Annotated in this window: 9 protein-coding genes; all 9 read right to left on the bottom strand. The window is 30.3% G+C overall.

What is annotated here, in order from left to right:
- Positions 1–185: 185 nt before the first annotated feature.
- Positions 186–1,622 (bottom strand): sulfatase-like hydrolase/transferase, encoded by a 1,437-nt coding sequence (locus tag GQR92_RS11195; protein ID WP_158839551.1) that lies wholly within the window; start codon positions 1,620–1,622, stop codon positions 186–188.
- An 11-nt stretch (positions 1,623–1,633) separates the two neighbouring features.
- Positions 1,634–2,773 carry a glycoside hydrolase family 43 protein gene (locus tag GQR92_RS11200; RefSeq protein ID WP_158839553.1) on the bottom strand — a complete coding sequence of 380 codons (1,140 nt, stop codon included), beginning with the start codon at positions 2,771–2,773 and terminating at the stop codon, positions 1,634–1,636.
- 24 nt (positions 2,774–2,797) lie between these two features.
- Entirely contained in the window at positions 2,798–4,972 is a 2,175-nt protein-coding gene (locus tag GQR92_RS11205) for a family 16 glycosylhydrolase (RefSeq protein ID WP_158839555.1), read from the bottom strand.
- 6 nt (positions 4,973–4,978) lie between these two features.
- Complete coding sequence (locus tag GQR92_RS11210; RefSeq protein ID WP_158839557.1) at positions 4,979–8,188, bottom strand: glycoside hydrolase family 2 TIM barrel-domain containing protein; 3,210 nt, start codon at positions 8,186–8,188, stop codon at positions 4,979–4,981.
- A 269-nt stretch (positions 8,189–8,457) separates the two neighbouring features.
- Complete coding sequence (locus tag GQR92_RS11215) at positions 8,458–10,407, bottom strand: family 43 glycosylhydrolase (protein ID WP_158839559.1); 1,950 nt, start codon at positions 10,405–10,407, stop codon at positions 8,458–8,460.
- A gap of 63 nt (positions 10,408–10,470) precedes the next feature.
- Complete coding sequence (locus tag GQR92_RS11220; RefSeq protein ID WP_158839561.1) at positions 10,471–13,275, bottom strand: sugar-binding domain-containing protein; 2,805 nt, start codon at positions 13,273–13,275, stop codon at positions 10,471–10,473.
- Between the two features lie 25 nt (positions 13,276–13,300).
- Complete coding sequence (locus tag GQR92_RS11225) at positions 13,301–15,067, bottom strand: glycoside hydrolase (protein WP_158839563.1); 1,767 nt, start codon at positions 15,065–15,067, stop codon at positions 13,301–13,303.
- Positions 15,068–15,267: 200 nt separating this feature from the next.
- Positions 15,268–16,776, bottom strand: coding sequence for a sulfatase-like hydrolase/transferase (locus GQR92_RS11230; protein WP_158839565.1), 1,509 nt, complete (start codon positions 16,774–16,776; stop codon positions 15,268–15,270).
- Positions 16,777–16,982: 206 nt separating this feature from the next.
- The gene (locus GQR92_RS11235) at positions 16,983–20,282 is read right to left on the bottom strand and encodes a DUF5107 domain-containing protein (protein ID WP_158839567.1); all 3,300 of its coding nucleotides are present in this window, start codon (positions 20,280–20,282) and stop codon (positions 16,983–16,985) included.
- Positions 20,283–20,334: the final 52 nt, after the last annotated feature.

Genomic DNA, 20,334 nt, shown 5'->3' on the forward strand with positions numbered 1-20,334 from the left:
AATTGCCTACATAATTGATGACTTACGCAACCAATTTATTTGCATTAAAAACTCATAAAAAAATATTTATACATTAAATTAATGTATAAATATTTGTCCATTTGATATAGGCTTTATATCGTTATTTTTTAAGTTTTGAAATTTGATTAAAAAACTAAAAAGAATGTAAATACACTTAAAAAATCTTACTTTTTTGGATGTGCTTTCTTGTAAGCAGGATTCCAAATATCTTTATAATCTGTCTTTTTATTTTCCATTAAGCTCTGATGAATATGATTTGAAACATTTAACCAACTTTCGCCTTCATCCCATAATGGTTTCATTAACGTTTTTTCCCAATCTTTATAAGTTTTCTTTAAATTTTCTGAAATAGAAACTTTTGAATTTATTATATTTTTTGTTTCTCCTAAGTCTTCTTTCAGATTATAAACTACAGATCCATAATTATTTAAAGTAATCATTTTGTAATCTCCAGTTCTAATTGCAGAAGCCTCTAGTTTTTTCCAAAATAAGTTTTTATGAGGATTACCTGTTTTAGTATTATTTAAATATGGCATTAAATTAACTCCATCTAACTCTAAATTTTCTTCATAGATATTTGCTGCTGCTATTGAAGTTACAAAAATATCTAGTGATGAGGTTAATCCATTAAATTTTTCATTGCCTTTAATTACTGAAGGCCAACTCATTAAAAATGGCACACGGTGGCCACCTTCAAAGTTATTACCTTTCCAACCTTTTAAAGACCCCGTTTTCGATTCGTTATTATGAGCCCCACCATTATCACTTAAAAAATATATAATTGTATTATCTCTAACCCCTAAGGTTTCTAATTTATCTGTTAATTTACCGATGTTCTCATCTAAAGACCAAGTCATTGCAGCTAACTTTTGTCTTGGATGATTTTTAAATTTTTCTAAATCTTCTTTTTTAGCGTGCATTGGTGTATGCACAGCATTGTATGATAAATACATAAAAAATGGTTGGTTTTTAGAATCCTCTATATATTTTAGAGATTGATCTCCTAAAACATCTGTCATATAACCGTCAAAAATTACACGTTTTCCATTATTTTGTAACATATCGTTTCTTGATGGATTTTTTATTGGAAAATAAGACCTACTACCAGAAATAAAACCATAAAAATCATCAAAACCTCTTTGGTTTGGATGGTCTGAAACGTCTTCTCCTAAATGCCATTTTCCTAAAGCATATGTATTGTAACCATTTTTTTGAAACACATTTGCAATTGTAGTTACGTTATCACTTAAACCAATTCCTGCTGTTCCATTTGCCTCAAATCCAAATCGTTGTTGGTATTTACCCGTAATTAAACCTGCTCTAGAAGGTGCACAAACTGTTGCACTAACATGTGCATCTGTAAATACAACTCCGCTTTTTGCTAATTTATCTATGTTAGGCGTTTGTAAGTCTTCACTACCCATAAAACCAAAATCTACATAGCCAGCATCATCAATTAAAATTATGATAACATTTGGTTGTACATTTTTTAGTTTTTTACTTGTTACTAATCTGTTTTTACTGTTAGTTTCTTTAGTTTTACAGCTAAAACTGATTATCAGTAGAATAAAAAAACTTAAACAAATACTATTTAATTTCATATTATTAATTTTTATTTATCAAAAAAATCTAAACTCCATTCAGAATACCATTTTATGATTGGCTTTTCATCTTCAAACTCAATTGGCAACCATACATATCTGCCATTAATTGCGTTTTGAGGCATCCATCTATCTGCCATAAAAATATAAGCATCTTTTTTACCCATTACTGGTAAAATGTGAGTACTTTGACTATGAAAAGTAGTTTTTCTCTCTTTTTCATTACCTCTTGCAGGGTTTCCTAAAGAAGTCCAACTACCAAGCATATTATCTGCCATTGCAGATCTTGCACTATTTGGGTCCCAACCTGTTAAACCAGAAGATATCATAAAATACTTTCCATCTTTCTTAAATATAGCTGGTGCTTCATTATTTCCTCCAGGAAAAACACGTATATATTCGTCTGAAAGCGAAAGAAAATCAGAACTTAATTTAGATATTATTAAAGTTCCATTTTCTTCGGATGCTGTAATGTGATATGCAACACCATCATCGTCTTTAAAAAGAGTCATATCTCTAGACATTTGCCCACTTTCAAAATCTCTTAAGAAATAGACACCATGCACAGAGCCTTCACCCCATTTTAGTTTTTGTTTTGACATTTTTTTTGCATGCTGCTTTTGTTCTTCACTAAAGTTTTTAGGCCATACATTAGGATGCATTCTAAAACTATCTATATAATTATAAGGACCTGTAACATTATCTGAAACTGCAACACCAACTAATGCAGCATCATAACCTCTGCCTTTTAATTCGTGATGAAACCACATAACATATTTCTTAGTTTTATCATTATAAATAACTTTTGGGCGCTCAATTAAACTGCCTTCTACTAATTTAGATGACGGGTCTTTTGTTACTTTTAAAGCAACTCCTTCATTTTTCCAATTGTATAAATCTTTAGATGAATAAACCCTTACACCAACCCAAGATTGGTTTCCTCTACTACCTTTAACTTTGTGTTCTCCAAATAGATAATAAGTATCATTTTTAGTTAATACTCCTGCTCCATGTGCATTAATATGTACACCATCTGTATCTTTCCAGATTTCCCCTGGTTTAAAACTACTATGTTTTTCTTGCGCAAAATAATTATGAAATGAAACTATTAAAATAGATATATATATTATTGACTTGATATTTTTTATCATCTTTATTTATTATTACCTAAGAAACTAAAGGTTTGTATAAATTATTTTTCGCCATAAAAAATTATTACCTGTATTAAACTTAAAAAAATAGATTCCTTCTGCTAGAACTGGTAGCATTGTAATTTCCGATACTTCTTTTTCTAAAATTTTTGTTTGCACTTTTTTTCCTGTAACATCAAATATTTCCAACTCTAAAATTTTAATAAAATCTTTAACTGTAATTGTAATTTTTCCGTTTGTTGGATTTGGGTAAATACGTAACTTATCTATTGAATTAAAAATATCAATATTTAATACATTTCCACCGCAAGCATCACCAATACCATTATTATCAGTATCTTTTTGTTCTGTATTTGGGGTTGTTTTGCAATTGTCTAATATATCTAAAACACCATCATTATCATCATCTATATCAAATACATCTGGCACCCCATCTTTATCTATATCTGAAGGGCCATTTAGAATAGTAATTTTATCAAAAATTGGCATATTTTCTTGAGATTGAGATATTGTTATAGCATTTATTCCTGCATTTAAATTAACCAGAAAAGTTCTTTCTGCCATTTGTCCTCCAGCATCACACCAATTGCCCGATCTTTCAAAAAACCCATTGTATAAAAGCGCTCCATTTACGTGAACTTTTGCACTTCTATTATTTGCAGACATATATGCTACATTTAAAATATAAGAGCCAGCCTCATTTACTGGCACATTTGTATAGTTTAAATTTTTATTTGGTACTGGGTTTAAATTTATATACTGTCCATTTGAAGCAGTATTACAGTTCTGTAACGCACTTGCACCTGCATATAAAGCATCTTCGGCTTCGCCAGTCCATAAAACCTCTGAACTAATTTCATCTAAAAAATTAATATCTAATGTTGAACTACTCTTAATATTTAACACATCAAAAGCTCCCCAATAACCTGTAGAATTTTCATTTTTACCTACAGAAGTTAATTTTATATTGTAATTCCCTTTTTCTAGATAAATAGCTCCAAAAGTTTGCGATTTTTCTTTAACTGATGCTCCATAAAGATCTAATACTTGATCAAACTCATGCCAAACACCTTCTTCTATTTCTATGGATGCTTTAAATTGACCAAAAGTACTAAAGGTTAAACCTGATAAATTATAGGTATAATAACCACTTTCTGTATGGCAGATATTCTCTAAAACTACTTCATCTCCTTCACCATTTGACTGGAATCTTAGTAACGAATCATTAGATGCTAAAGAGTTTTGAACAACATCTGTTGTTGCTCCATTGCTTGCGTATTCTAAATTTTCTACCTCTTTAATAGGATTAAGACAAGCATAATTATCTAATTCCCAAACCCTAACGTAATCTACATAAGCATGTGTAAGTGTCCCAACTGGTTCTTTTGTAAAATTATCTCCAGAAAAACCAAAACTAGCACCATCTGAAAGCCAAATATATTGTGGTACCTGTGGAATCCATTTTGGATCTGAATACGTAATTTTTAATTTACCATCATAATAAATCTTTATGGCATCTGGGGTCCATAATACACCAAATGTATGAAAACCTTCATGTAAGCCTGGTGTTTCATACCTTTTTGTATTTGCTTTATGTGCACTTGCATAACCATCTATGTGTATTACAGATTTTGTATAATCTCCTGTCCAAGCAGATTCAAAAACATCTACTTCTGCTCCATCTCTTCCTGTTCCATCTATATTACCCATATTATCTCCCTGAAACCAAAACGCAGTATGAGTACCTTTATCTGCTTGTGCTATTTTAATTCTTGTTTCATAATAACCAAAAGCTTTTTCGAACCTATTATTAGAATTTACAGAACCACAAGTCATTGTATTGGCGTTGTACTTTTGCACTCTTAAAACAAGGTTTCCATCTACTTCCCAAGTGTTTTGAGGTCTCCAAAACCATTGAGAAATTCCTAAACCTGGTCTAGAGTTTCTAGATTTTTCGCTATTAGACACCCCCCATTTAGAGCCATCTATTTCTGTATCATTAAACTCGTCACTAAACGTCATTTCCCAGTCTCCAAACAAATCAACTCCATTTGGTTTAACAGATGCAGGTGTTTCAGTATCCACCATTTCTTGAGAAAAAAGAAAATTAACAGCTAATAAATTAAACAGTATTATAAAACTACATCTTATCTTTTTATGTATTGTTTCAGTTAAAAAATAATTTAAGATTATACTCATCAGTTTTTAATTTTTGATAGGAATTATACTGTAAGCATAGCTCATATTTTTTGTCTTAATTTGATATTTGTTTAAAGGTCTAGCCCACCAACTGGTATCTCCTCCAACACCCATTTGTTCAGTATCTATATTGATATTTACAAAATCTCTTTTTACAATATCTGTTGTGTGTCTTTGTTGCTTTTCTTTGCCTGAATCAAAATCTGAATTGTATTGATGATGTGCACTAAAACTTAACATTTTTGGTCCTAAAACTTTTATTCCTTTACCAGAAGTTTCTGTAAAAGTTATCCAACGAACATCTGTTTTATAACCATTTTCTTGCGGACGTATATAAGGATAATATAAGTCTTCTACATTAGAATTATAAACTCCTACAAATGCTGCAGAGTTTCTGTCTTGATAGTTTTCTTGTGGCCCTCTACCATACCAATTTACTTGATTATAGTTGTTATTTAAAATAAAATTATTTCCAAAACGCGGTATATTAGAAACGCCTTTTTTTACATCTCTTAAAGAGTTTGTAACCGTTATTTGACCAGAAGCCTCTATTTTATAATCTATTTGAATTTTAGCTAATTCATTAGGCAATTGATATACTACTTTAATATTTGCAAATTTTCTATTTAAAGAATTACGCTCTTTTAAAGTTGATATATCTATTATTTTTTCTCCATCTTTAAACTCTATAAAAATTAATGTTTGGGTTTCTGTAGCTTCTTTCCAAATACCAAACTCCTTTGGCATATTAAAACCAAAATCATTATCTGTGGTTGCTCTCCAAAAATTTGGTTGCATGCCTTGTACTAAAATATTTCCATCTCCATAATTTAAACCATTTAATGTACCCGTTTTGGTATTAAATTTTGCTTCGAAATTAGCAGATTTTAAGGTTAAACTGCTTTCTTCTTTTAAAACCTCTAAGCTTTCTTTTGAGGTTTCTAAGTATATTGGGGTATAATTACCAGCAATAAACTCTTCTTTAGCAACTGCATAATCTTTAGCAACTAAACGGGATTCTGTATTTGTATGTGCATATAATTGTAAAGAAAACTCACCTGTATTTAAGTCTATTTTAGGTAAGTTTAAAGCTAGTGTTTTTGTTTCTCCAGGAGCAACATTTGTACTTGCCATGGTTCCTTTTTCTATTTGAGAACCATTTTTAAAAAGTTTCCAAGAATAATTAAACTCATTTAAATCTCTAAAGAAAAACTCATTATAAACAGCTACTTTACCTGTTTTAAAGTTCATATCTTTAAAATGTATATTTTGATAAACTTTCTTTAATTCCTCTAATGCAGGATGTGCAGTTCTGTCTGGGTTTACAACACCATTTAAACAGAAATTACCATCATTTTTTATATGACTTGCGCCTAAATCTCCTCCATAAGCCCAAAATTCTTGTCCATCGTCTGTTTTGGTCTTTATACCTTGGTCTACCCAATCCCAAATAAAACCACCTTGTAAAACATCATATTTTCTAAAAGCATTCCAATAATCTTTAAAGTTACCTAAACTATTACCCATTGCATGCGAATATTCACATTGTATCATTGGTCTTTTAGGATCATTTTCAGCATACTTAATCATATCATGAATTAGCATATACATAGGTGCTTGAATATCTGTATTTGCATAACCTGTTGCTCCTTCGTATTGTGTTGGTCTTGTACTATCATTATCTTTTAACCATTTATAAGTAGTAAAAAAATTATCTCCATTTCCTGCTTCATTTCCTAAAGACCAAGTTACAATTGAAGGGTGATTTTTATCACGCTCAAACATTCTAATAGTTCTATCTAAGTGCATTGCTTTCCATTGAGGTAAATATGCTGGATGCACACTTTTTCTTTTTTCATCATTATCTAAACCTTGGTTTGTTGTTCCCATTCCATGGCTTTCTATATTAGCTTCATCAATTACATAAAAACCATACTCATCACAAAGTTCATAGAAAAAAGGATTTTTTGGGTAATGGCTACAACGTATTGCGTTTACGTTGTTTTCTTTCATTACCTTTAAATCTTTAATTGTTAACTCTTTACTTACAACATGTCCTTCAGACTCATCATGATCGTGCAGATTTACTCCTTTAATTAGAACAGGTTTACCGTTAATTAAAAATTGATTATTTTTTATTTTGATATTCCTAAAACCAACTTTTAGAGCTGTTGATTGTAAAACATTATTGTCTGTATCTTTTAATGTAATTAATGTAGTGTACAAATTTGGTGTTTCTGCTGACCACGATTTTATATCTGAAAGTGCCTCATTAAAACCTGCAGATGAAGAGTTATCTGCGGAAACATTTAACTTTTTTGAGTATTTTTTTAAAACCTTATCTTTATCTAAAAGTGTAATTTCAAGGGCTGCAGCTTGTTCTTTTTTAGAGAAATTATCTAGTTCAATATCTAAGCTGAATACTCCTTTTGAGTAATCTGAAGATAAATCTCCATTTAACCTAATATCTTTTATATGAAGTTTATTTTCTGCCCTTAAATACACATCTCTTTCGATACCACTTAATCTCCAAAAATCTTGATCTTCCATATAACTACCATCAGACCAACGTAAAACTTGAACAGCAATTTGGTTTTCTCCAGTTTTTATAAATTCTGTAACGTTAAATTCAGCAGCAGTTTTACTCCCTTCATTATAGCCAACTTTTTCTCCATTTACATATACATACATAGCACCACTTACACCTGCAAAGTGTAAAAAAACCTCTTTATTACCCCAGTCTTTAGAGATATTAATTGTTCTTTTATAGCTCCCTACATTGTTAATACTATGATCTATAAATGGTGGGTTTTTAGGAAAAACATATCCTGCATTTACATAAACAGGAAGCCCAAACCCTTTCATTTCCCAATTTGATGGCACCTCTATTTGATCCCAACCTTTTAGGCTAAAATCGTTTTTATAAAAATCTACAGGTCTTGCTTGTACACTATCTGCATAATAAAAACTCCAAGTACCGTTTAAAGTTTTGTAGCTTGCAGAATTTTGCCAACCTTTATTACTTAAGGCATCATTTTCGTTATTATAATTATAAAATGTTGCTTTAGGTGCTTCTCTATTTATCTGAAAAATTTCTGGGTTTTCCCATTCTGGATTTTCCCATTTTTCTGATGTATAAATTGGTTTTGTTATCTCGTTTTCTTGACAAGCAATAATCAATAAAATTAAAAGCAGTAGTTGGGTAAAGTTTTTCATTGTATGTAGCGTAAAAAATTATGTTGATTTTGTGATATTTAGCAATCGATTTTTAATTAAACAAAACTTAAAATTGAAGTTTTAAGGGTATCAAAATACTTTTTAAGAAATCAAAATTTCTCAAAAAATAAAAATAACACATATCACTTTTATAAACATAGTCTTTACTTTTGTATATATAGACAAAAAAATATTTATAAAAATGCGTCTTAATACAAAATTGTGCAGTAGATTTTTAAGTTCGTTAAAAAAAAGTATTTATAGATTTATTATTCTTTAACAAATTTGTGTGCCTTGTTGTTTATTAAAATAACATAATATCCAACATCTAATTTAGAGATATCAATAGTTTTTCCTGTGTTTTTAATTAGCTCTTTTCCGAGAATATTATAAACTTTATAAAGAGTATCATCGTCTGCATTTTTAATAGTTAAAATATCTTTTGCAGGGTTTGGATATACAGAAATTTGTGATTCTTCAAGATTAATGTTTTTGGTAGATAATATGGTATTAGAAAACACTTCTATTGCCTGTTTTTGAACATTAAATTTATCATCTAAATAAAAAACTGTGTAAGTACCTAAATCTTTCGACTGAATATTATTTAACACAGGTGCTCTTCCATTAAAATAATAACCATTAGGTCCATGCCAACTAAATGTTCCAAAATATTGTGTTTGCCCAAAATTATCTTGCGCTTGTGGTCCAAATTGCACTTGACTTCCTTGGTTTACTTGAATGTTTGTTCCTGATTTCCAGCCTTGACTATCTGTATTGTAGTAAGAGTTTATTCCTCCAGATGTATACTCGCTACTAATTATTAATTTTATTTCTGATGCTGTTGCAAAACTAGTTTCATTAAAGTCTGAAAGCGCAACAAACTTCATAAATTTAGCACTTTTTTGTTGAAAATATAGTTCGCTCCAATACCCTAACCAACCAGAAGCAACCGGAGCTCCCCAATTAATGCCATCCTCACTTAAAAAAAGTTGAAAATCTCTAAGAATTCCATTTAAACTATTATCTAATCTTGGCACGTAACTTAAGCCAGAAATACTATAACTAGCACCCAAATCTATTACAAATTCATGAGGAAAATTATCTTGTCCAGAATTGTAACGAGAGTGCCATATTGTATTTTTATTACCATCAAAAACATTTGTTAAAGGAAAATTACCAGAAACTGTTTCTTGACTAGAAACAGATACTACACTCCAATTATTTTTTGGAACGTAGGCATTATCATCAAAAGCAGACCAAGTACTTGTTGTTAAATTGATTTTAAATTCTCTTACATAATTCATACTTAATGTTCCGTTATTAACTGTTAACGGAAATAGTACTGTTTTAGAATTTCTAATATCTGGATCTCTCCATCTATCACCCACATAATAATAATTAGTGCCTGCTGTACCTGTAATTGTTAAAACGTCTGTAGGTTGAGAATCGAATGTAATTTTATTTCCTACGTTTTTCCAAGAAGACCAACCACTTTTTAAGTTTGTAGAAGTACTATATTGCATTTGGTTAGGATCCCAACCTGTTTTAGTAGATGATAACATGTAATAAATATTATCTTTTTTAAAAATAACAGGCGCTTCTTTATTCTGACCAGAAAATAAAACAGTTGCATCTTCTGCACCTCTAAAATTATCTGTTAATGTGTATAAATTTAAACTTTGATTTGCTTTATTTGTTGATACGTAATAAGCTTTACCATCTGTATCTACAAACATACTAGCATCATTAGAATCATATCCTTTCGGAAAAAACTCTCTATCATAAGTGTAACTTCCATCTATTGTGCTAGCATAAAAAACAGCTGCTTTATTATTGGTATATGACGCATTTTGGTATTTAACCCATACTACAAAAGTATTTGTTAAAGCATTGTAAATTAAACAAGGCCTTTCTGTAATCCGTTCTAAGTTTTTTAATTCATTGTTTGTATTTTTATCAATAATTGTTTTTTTAAACTCCCAATTCATTAAATCTGTAGAAGCATATAAGTTAATGCCCTTAAAAGTAAAGGCATCTCTCATATCATTACCAATCATATAAAAAATTCCTTGATGTTTTATGATTGCAACACCATGGGCATTAATTCTATTACCCGCTGTATCTCTCCAAAAAGTACCGTTTTTTATAGAGTTAACTTGACTAAAAAACTGAAAAGAAAATGCGAACAAGAAGAAAAATATAAGTTTATGTAATTTCATTTTTAGTTTTTTTTTAATTAATTATCTACAAGGTATTTACAATAAAAGATTTAAAATAGTTGATTAATAACCTATATCCATTTTTAAAAAATCAAACTTTTCAGCACTTTCGCCTGCTGTTTTAACTACATCTAAATCTTTCATTTCAATATTTTTAGACGGTTTAAAAGCATCACTTTGCATATAGTTTAATAAACTATAACGTAATTGTCTTGCAACTGGTCTTTCTGATAATGTTGAGCTTATATCAATAGCAGAAAATATTAATTTTCCAGTTCCTACATTTGTTTCAAATACATTTGCTAAATGATGATTCGTTACAAAATTATCGATGACACGAACTATTGGTGTAACCTCTAAAGAGTCTATAACTATAGATTTAGAGTTGATACATAAATCCCACCATTGCCAATCTGTATGAGTATCTGTTGGAAAACTATTAAAAGCAGGGTTTTTATCATCTACCATTAAACCCATTGTTGCTGGTTGATTAGGAAAATGTACCGGACTCCAAAAAACAGGTACAAACCTACCTTCTATACCTTTTAAGGCTTTATAATTAGGGTTTAACAACACCTTTTGCCCTTGCTTTAAGGCTGCTTCCGCATCTTTAAATGATGATGTTATAAGTATATCTTTAGCTGTTGTTGTTACTTTTTTTGGATACACCCAAATATGCCAATTGTTGGTATATTTTGTCCCTTTTAAACTTACTGTAATATTTAATTTCTCAGCTTTTGTTACGTTTACAGCATAATCTATCTTACCTAAATTTACATTGTTTCCTATTGATAAATTTACATTTCTAAAGCTCCCATTTTTTATAACTGAACCTGCATTATTAGTAATTGCCCAATCTAAAGTTTGGTTTGTTTTGTCTTCAAAAAAGTTAGCAACTTCTAAAGTTGCTTTAAAGTTTTCTCCCGTTTCGTAAACTGCTTTTTCAAAACGAATTAGTGGCACTAATTCACTGTTAAATTGGCTAAACTCTTCTGCAGTAATTACACCTTTAGATTCCCAAAAAGCATTTAATAATCCTACCAAAGCTGTTCCTTGACCAGGAAAATCTTGTAATTGTAGTAGTTGAAAGCCATCGAAACTTGGTGTTTTTAAGGCTCTTTCTATTTCTTCTTTATACAATAAAGCAGCTAATTTTCCTGAGTTAAAAGTAAAATCTGGTGCAAAATCAATAAGTCCTTTATTTTCTAATTCTATTTTAATTGCCTTAAAATTTAAAGGATCTAAAACACCTGTGTATTTTTTAATTTCACTCATGTCTGGATATACTGAGTATTGACCAATTTCATGTGTAACCAAAGGGATTTTTATATGTGAAGCTCCGGCAGTAAAATCTGCATTAAAGTGTGGAGGTTTGGCATTAAAAACGCCTTGTCCACGAATCCAACCTTTATCTGTCCATTGCGCAATAAAAAACTCATCTTCTTTTTCTGGTCTTGTTCCTGTTGGTCTTTGAAAAGAAAATGCTGTTGTAGCATATAAATGTCTGTTATCTATAGGTTTTAACTCTGCAACCATCTCATTTAAAACACTAATATCTCCTTGTAATTCGTTACCCAAAGCCATAAAAATAAAAGAAGGATGATTCCCATAATCTTTTAACATTCTTTGCGCTTCTTCTCTCAAAAAAGCAGTTGTGCTTGGATCTTTTCCAACCTCTAAACTCCAATGAGGTAATTCTACCTGATAATAAAAACCGGCTTCGTCTGCTGCCTCAAAGGCTGCTTTTGGTGGGCACCAAGAATGAAAACGTAAATGGTTTAAACCATACGCTTTTGCCTGAGTTATTAATTTTGCCCAATCTTCTTTTTTTGTTGGCGGATAACCTGTTAATGGAAAAATAACACATTCTAAGTTTCCTCTTAAAAAAATTCTTTTATCGTTTAATGTTAAATCTCCATTATCATTACCCAAATATTTATATCCAAAACTATCTGTTATTTCTCCTGTTTTAGTTATAACCGTAACATCATATAAATTTGGATGGAATTCGTCCCAAAGCTGCAGGTTTTCTGGTTTATCAATTTCGAAACTTACCGTATTTTTCTCTCCTTTTTCAATAGAAACGTTTTCACTAAAAACCTCTTTACCATCTTTAGATTTTATAATACACTTTATTTCATTCTCTAAAACAGATGCTTGCTCAAAACTTATTTTTATTTTATTTGCTCTACTAATTGGATAAATTTGTAAATTTTCTGGTGCATTTTTTGATGCCGTTTTTAAAAGAATATCCCCTAAAATACCATTCCATTTTATCTGAGTGTGGTTGGTATAACCATGTGCCATATCTTGGTTTACTTTGTCTGGGTATCTGGTTCCTGCAACATTTATGTACGGAAATTTATTACCATTATCAATTAGTATGGTTATCAAGTTTTTGCCCTCAGTTAAATGTTCAGTAACATTATAATCATGCTTAGCAACTAAACTATTATTTTTACCAATTAATTTACCATTTACAAATACGGTAGATTCCCAAATAATTCTCTCTAAACTCAACGTAATATTTTCTTTTACCCAAGCATTCGGAATTTCTATTTCTTTTTGATACCAAGCTTTACCAATATATTGATATTTTCTAGTAAGATTAGACAATACATAGTTGTTCATAGCTGGTTCTAACGTACTTTTTACTCCAATTTCAGCATCATCTAAAGTACCAGGTAAATTTATATTTTGTCCTTCAAATTTAGCTGAAGCCCAGTTTTCTTGATTACCTATATCTGTAGAGTCTAATTTTACTTGCCAAGTTCCTTCCAAAGAAATTGTTTCTATTTTATTAGTTGTGCAGTTAGCAAATAGAAAAAGTATTATAAAAACACTAAAAATTGAACTAATTAATTTCATAAATGGGTTCTTTAAATTATTTGATTTAATTGATAACAATGGTTCCTGAAGATAAAGTTGTAGAATCTTCCTCTAATTTATATAAATAAGTTCCGTTTTCTAAATCCTCTCTGGTTACTTTTAGTTCTTTACTATTAATGTTTTCAATTTTTTTAACTTCCATACCTAAAACATTATAAATTACTAAACGACCATTAATTAAATTGCGTGGAAACTTAAAAGTACTTTCCGTAGCAAAAGGAATTGGATAAAATTTAAAGCCTTCTTTTTTAAATACTGATGTGGAAAGTGATTTAGAAACATCAATAACAAACGTACTTACAGAATAAGCAGGTGCATTATATCTTATAGATTTTTTTGTTAATTGTCCTTTTAAATTTATATTTTCAATAGTGTTTTCTGTAGTATCTTCTCCTTTTTCGGAAGTTCTATAGGCTTTATAACCATTTACATTAGAGAATTTACTTAAATCTATAGAATATTCTCTAGTATCTTCTGAGCTATTAACGAGTACTAAAACCACTTCATTTTCATCAGGACTTAAAGCAGCAATGGTATTTCCTTCATCAGTTGCTATTATTTTATAACCAACTTTTATAAAATTAGTTACGTTTTTACGACAATAAAAACCTCTTGTTTTATTTAAAATAGGCTCTTGAAACGGCTTACTTTCATCCCAATTTGTTTGGTGAAGCAAACCCCAACCATCGTCTCTAGACATTAACTGCCAATCGCACCAAACTGTAGCTTTTAAATTTCTTACATCTTCTACCAATCTATACGCCATATCATAGTGCCTTGCAAACCAACCTCTGCCATTTCTATCCCAACTTAAAGGACCTGTTTCTGTTTGCCAAATTGGTTTGTTGCCATTATTTTTTGCAAACAAAGCTAAATTGGCTTTATCTTGCCAACTACCTCCATAACTGTGAGTGCTTATTTTAGAAATACCATTATATTCATTCAAATTATTATTTCTTAGAGTAGTTAAATTAGATAGTGAGCTTGTTATTTTAGAATTATCAGCAGCAGTAAATTTCAAAGAGTTAAAATCTAAATCTCTTCTTCTTTGCCACATTCTCCATAAAATTTGTGCCTGAGTTGCAGGATAAATAGCTGAACCTTCTTGTTTTCCTCCTTTTTTCCAATAACCAGAAATTGGTTCGTTAAAAGCTTCTAAATAACTAATATTCCAAGAAGGATACATAGTATCTAAACCTTTAGAAACAGAAACTAAATAATCTGCAAAATCGTCTATAAATTCTGGTTTTAAATTTTCTTGTGTAGCAACAACATTACCAGCTGAACATTGGCTATGTGTCATCCACCAAGGTGGAGAATAAGAAATCATTTCTGTAATAATATCTCCTTTTAACGCTCTTAATTCAGCAATTTTATTCATAACTGCAATTTGTCGAGCATCATTTGTATAATTATTTACACCCCAACCTTCATTATTTTTTTGCTGAGTTCTATAACCTGGCAATAAACCACCATCTTTTCTAATATGAGCTCCTTCTGTACAAGTAGGGTTTTCTCCTCCTGCAATGTTAAATCTAAATACATTTAAATTTAAATCGTTTACAGCATAATTTGCAACTTCATCTATAGTTTCTTGAGACATACCTCCAACAAGATTTGCCCACCAAGCTAAAGAAACTCCCCAACCTTCTATCGTTTGATGTTTGGTTTCTGGGTTTATAACAATATTAGTTTGCGCATGTATGTTGTTAAAAAATAAACAAAATGCAATACTTAATAAAAAGTTGATTCTTATGTTTTTTAACTCCATTTTTATTCTTTTTAACTTTTATAAATCTGTTGATTCTTTTGATTTTGGAATTCAATAAACTTTATGAACCTTCCAAAATTGTTAAAAAATCATTGCACGCAGCTTTTACTTAATAAGGATGATTTAATTTTTTTTATACAGATTTTATAGTGGCTTTAAATTAAGGCGAAGTATCTATAATAGTTATTCATAAAACATCTCTATTTTAAAATTTCTTTAAGCTTATTCTCCATCTTTTTAACAATTTTTGGATTGTTTTTTGCAATATTATTTTCTTCTGATGGATCTTTTTCTAAATCGAATAATTGTATTTCTGCACTAAAACCAGGATCAACAAACTTTTTAGCAATCCAATCAGGAATTGGTTTATCTTTTGGTTGTATGTATTTCCATTTACCAAAACGAAGTCCATAAGTATAGGCTTCTTCTAATAAAAACTCTCTTCCTTTTTTAGATTTCCCTAACCAAGCGTCTAAATGATTTTCGCTATCTGGTGCTGCATTTTTAGCAACTTTAACATCTAACAAACAGGCTAAAGTAGCATATAAATCTACTTGAGATAATAAAGCATCGCTTTTACCCGGTTTTACTTTTGCTGGCCAATGTAAAATAGTTGGCATTCTTGTTCCTGCCTCAAATACTGAATATTTTGCTCCTTTATATTTTCCTCCTGGTTTATGATCTCCAAGTAATTCAATTGCATAATCTAAATAACCATCATCTAAAATAGGCCCATTATCACTTGTAAAAATAATAAGTGTATTGTCTAATAAATTTTGCTTTTTTAAAGCTTTTGTAATTTCACCAACACACCAATCCATTTGTGCAATAACATCGCCTCTTGGGCCCATTGTACTACTTTCTACAAATTTTATATTGGCAATTCTTGGTTGATGAATGTCATGTAAAGAAAAGTATAAAAAAAACGGATTTTCTTTTTCCTTTTCAATAAAACCAGTGGCTTTTTCTGATAAAACAAAAGGAATTTTCTCATCTACCCAAAGAGCATCTTTACCACCTTTCATATAACCAATTCTACTAATTCCGTTTATTACTGCTCCTTGATGATAAGGATCTGTATGTTGTTTTAACAATTCAGGATGTTTAGATCCCCAAGGATATCCATCTATTCTTGTGCCATAACTTACAGTAATAGGATCATTTTTATCTAAATTAACTACTTCTTGATTTTCTAAAAATACAGTAGGAACTCTGTCTCCAGTTGCAGGAATTAAAAAACTATAATCAAAACCTACTTCTTCTGGTCCTAAAGGAATTTTTTGATTCCAATCTATCTTACCTGCACCTAATCCTAAATGCCATTTACCAACAATACCTGTAGTATAACCCGCTTTTTGCAGCATTTTTGGTAGCGTTTCTTTAGTTGTATCAATAATTAAAGGAGCATCTCCTTCTAAAATAGCGGCATTATTTCTAAACGCATAACTACCTGTTAATAAAGAATAACGAGAGGGCGTACAAGTTGCAGCAGCACTATGTGCATCCGTAAAATTTAAACCATTTTTTGCTAACTCGTCTACAAAAGGTGTTTTTACACCTATAGCACCATTTACACCAATATCTCCGTAACCTAAATCATCAACATAAATAATTACTATGTTTGGTTTTTTTGTTTTATTTTGAGAAATAATAAATTGACTCACTAAAAGTGAAACCAACAACATACATAGATTTCTTGTTTTTTTCATATTATTTCTGTTTAATTTTATTGTTTTTATTCGCTTTTAAAACTGAATTATTACTCTTTTAAAGTCCTTTTATAAAGATTATTTTTATTGATAGATTTCAAGAAAAAAGATCTTTTTTTACAAACTATTTTTAAATCTGTTTGGTTTCTCCTATCGAATTAAATACAACAAAAGAAACCATAACAGCGTAATTTTTTTAAATATTATTAGCTTACTAAAACTAATTGTGCATGTAAATGTGCTGGTAAATGATATAAATCCATTTCGATTACTTTATCAAAACTTTCACTCGCTTTTTGTTGATTTTTTAAACCTAATTGGCCTAAACCAATTAAATAGTTACAATGAATTTTATTAATATCATTTAAATCTTCTTCCCATATTAATAAATCTGGTAATGAAATTGCAAAATAATCTAACTTTACGTCATCATTCATATGCGCAATTCCGTAATTAATTAGGTTTTCGAAACGAACATTTGCCTCTTTAATTCTATTTAATTTTAGCAATGCCAAACCTTGATAAAAGATTTTATCTGGTTGTTGATCGTTGTAAAATATTGCAGGACTTGGATCACTTAAACCTTCCGAAGCTAACTTAAAATGTGTAGCCGCTTTTTGCTGTTCACCTAAACCTTCATATGCACAACCTAACCAATAATCAATATCATTTTCTTGCGTTCCGTCTAATTTTCCTTCACCTAAATTATGAGGATAAATTTTAGCTTGCTCTAAACATAAAATTGCTTTTTCAAAATTGTATAAATTAATGTGCTTTTTTGCTAATTCTACCTGACTAGTTAAATATTGAAAAGGTACTTTTCCTTCACCACCTTCCCAAGGATGAAACTGACGATTTGCCATTAATTCTGCAGATTTTTCAAAATCACCTTTTGTGTTATACAACGCAACTCGTTCTAAGTATAAATCGTCTCTAGAGTTTGTTAAATCGATATATTTTTCTAACAATTCTAATCGTTCAACAGCAGAAACGTTTACTTTTTTATAAAATTGATCTAGCTCCATTAATAAACGAGCATCTGTATTATCTAGAGAAAATGCTTTTTCTAAATGTGTTCTTGCCAACTCTTTTTGTTCCGTTTTATTAAAATATAAAAGAGACAAATTTCTGTGTGTAATTGCAAAAGTATCATCTAAATCTAAAGATTTCTCCCAAGCGTTTTGTGCCTCTTTATACTGCCTGTTTGCATACCAAAAATTCCCCAAATAATAATGTGCTTTAGCATCTTTTGGGTTTGCTTTAGCTGCTGCTTGCAATGCTAAAACTTCTTCAATTTTGTTTGGAAAACAATAATCTGCAGACATTGTAGAAGCTTTTTTATAACATTCAAAAGCGTTAGTTACATCTCCTTTTTGATCAAAATACCAACCCATAAAATAATAAACCATTGGGTACACTGTATCATTATCATTGGTAAACACCTTTAATAAAGAAATTGCATCGTTAAACTGACCAGCCATGGCGTAATCTAAAGAAAACTCATTATAGTTATGTGCATACCCTCTAATAATATCTTTAAACGCTTGTAGATCTTCTGCTTTATTTGAAATTAAATAACGCTCATACAAAACACCAAAATTAAATTTATCGATTGCTAAAGAATCATTAATTAGTTGATTTGCTTGGTCTAATTTCCCTAGTTTTCTTAAAATAATTACTTTTAAATGTCTTGCTTTGTGGTTATGCCAGTTTTTAATTAATGCTCTATCAATTAAATCTAAACCTTTTGTTAAATCTCCTCTAAAAGTATCAATTTGTGCTAAATTAAAATATCCTGCATCTTGCCATTGAGCGTTCCAACAAGATTTAAAGAAACTTGCATACGCCTCTTTCTTCTTCCCTAAGAAATTTAAGGCAATTCCTCTGTTAAAATAAGGCTCACCATCATAAGGATTTGGATTGTGTTTTGTTAAAGAAGCAATAGCCGTATCAAAATAAGAAACTGCTTTTTCTAATTGTCCTTTTCTTAAATATAACAATCCTATTGCATTATTATTTCTAACATCTCCAGGAGCTCTTCTTAACGCTTCTTCATAATAATCCATAGGATTAAAAGTTGCGTGCCTGTATTGCTCTAAATGCAAACCTTGTAAAAATAATGCTTCTACAGAATCTATTTCACTAGGTTCTTTTGCTGCAGTTGCAGGATCTGGAATTTCTGTTGATAAATCCTTATCTGGAGTCCAAGAAACTAAAATATTACCTAATTTATCAGAAACTGATACTTCTAAATCTTCAAATTTAGAACCATTTACTTCTATCAGCTTCTCAAAACCATTTCTTGGAGAAAGCTGAACAACCTCTTCTAATAAAACTCCATTTTTACCTTTTAAAGAAATAATTCCATCATTATAAGTAGAGGTTACGTGTACTTTTACGCGTGCTTTTCCATCAACAATTTCTAAATTAACCATTGCTTCTTTCGTCGCATTTTTAACCACACCAACATTATAATATGGCATAAAATATTGGGTAAAACTTTTTTCCTCATAGGGATGCATCCATGTAAAATCTGGCTGATTATCTGTATAAACACCACACATTAATTCAATGTAAGGCCCATCTTCATCCGTTAAATTTCTATCCCAAGCTTTTCCAAAATCTCCATTTCCCCAAGTCCATTGTTTTTTTCCTGGTGATACATTATGGTCTGCTATATGCAACAAACCTCCTTTAGAATCATTCTCATAACCACCAACAAAATCATATTCAGACGTAATTGCCATATAACTTGTTGGTACAGGAATATTTTTATAATTTGATATATCTGTTCCTGGTGAATAATCTACTTTATAATATTCTCCTTTTGCAATCGGAAATTCAGATACATCTCTTTTTCCATGATCAAAAACCGCATTTACATCTGGTGGAAAAACAGATTGATAATGATCATTTACAGCCACTGCTGGATTTGCCCACCATAAAAACGTTTGTGGATGTGGAGTTCTGTTGTATAATTGTGCTTTAATTTCTATATATGCTTTGTCTGGATGCAATGTAAAACCAGCCATTCCTTTTGTACGAAACATTCTTTCTAACTCACTTACCCAAATAGTTTTACTACCATCTTCATTTTCTTCAATAGTAGAATCTGTAGGGTCATAAGTACTTGGTCTATGATGTTGTGGCCAATTAAATTCTATTCCTCCAGAAATCCAAGGACCTGTTAAACCTACCAAAGCTGGTTTTATAACGTGATTGTAATATACAAAATGACGTTCTCTAACTTTGTCATACGCCATTTGAATTCTACCTCCTAATTCTGGTAAAATCATTACTTTTATATAATCGTTTTCAATATAAATAGCGTTCCACTCTTTATCTACTTTCGTGTCGCTAATTTTTTCAATTACAGGGTTTGGATAAACTGCTCCACTACTTGCTTGATATACTCTTTTTTCTAAAAAAACTGGATATTTCTCAGGTGTTCCAACCTCGTAAGTGGGTATAACCACTTTTTCTCTCCAAACTTTAACAGTTTTCATAATGCTATATTTTTAATTATTCTTTGGTTAGCTTTGGTGCTATATTTTTTTT

The organism is Polaribacter sp. L3A8 (genome assembly GCF_009796785.1).
Taxonomy (GTDB): Bacteria; Bacteroidota; Bacteroidia; order Flavobacteriales; family Flavobacteriaceae; genus Polaribacter.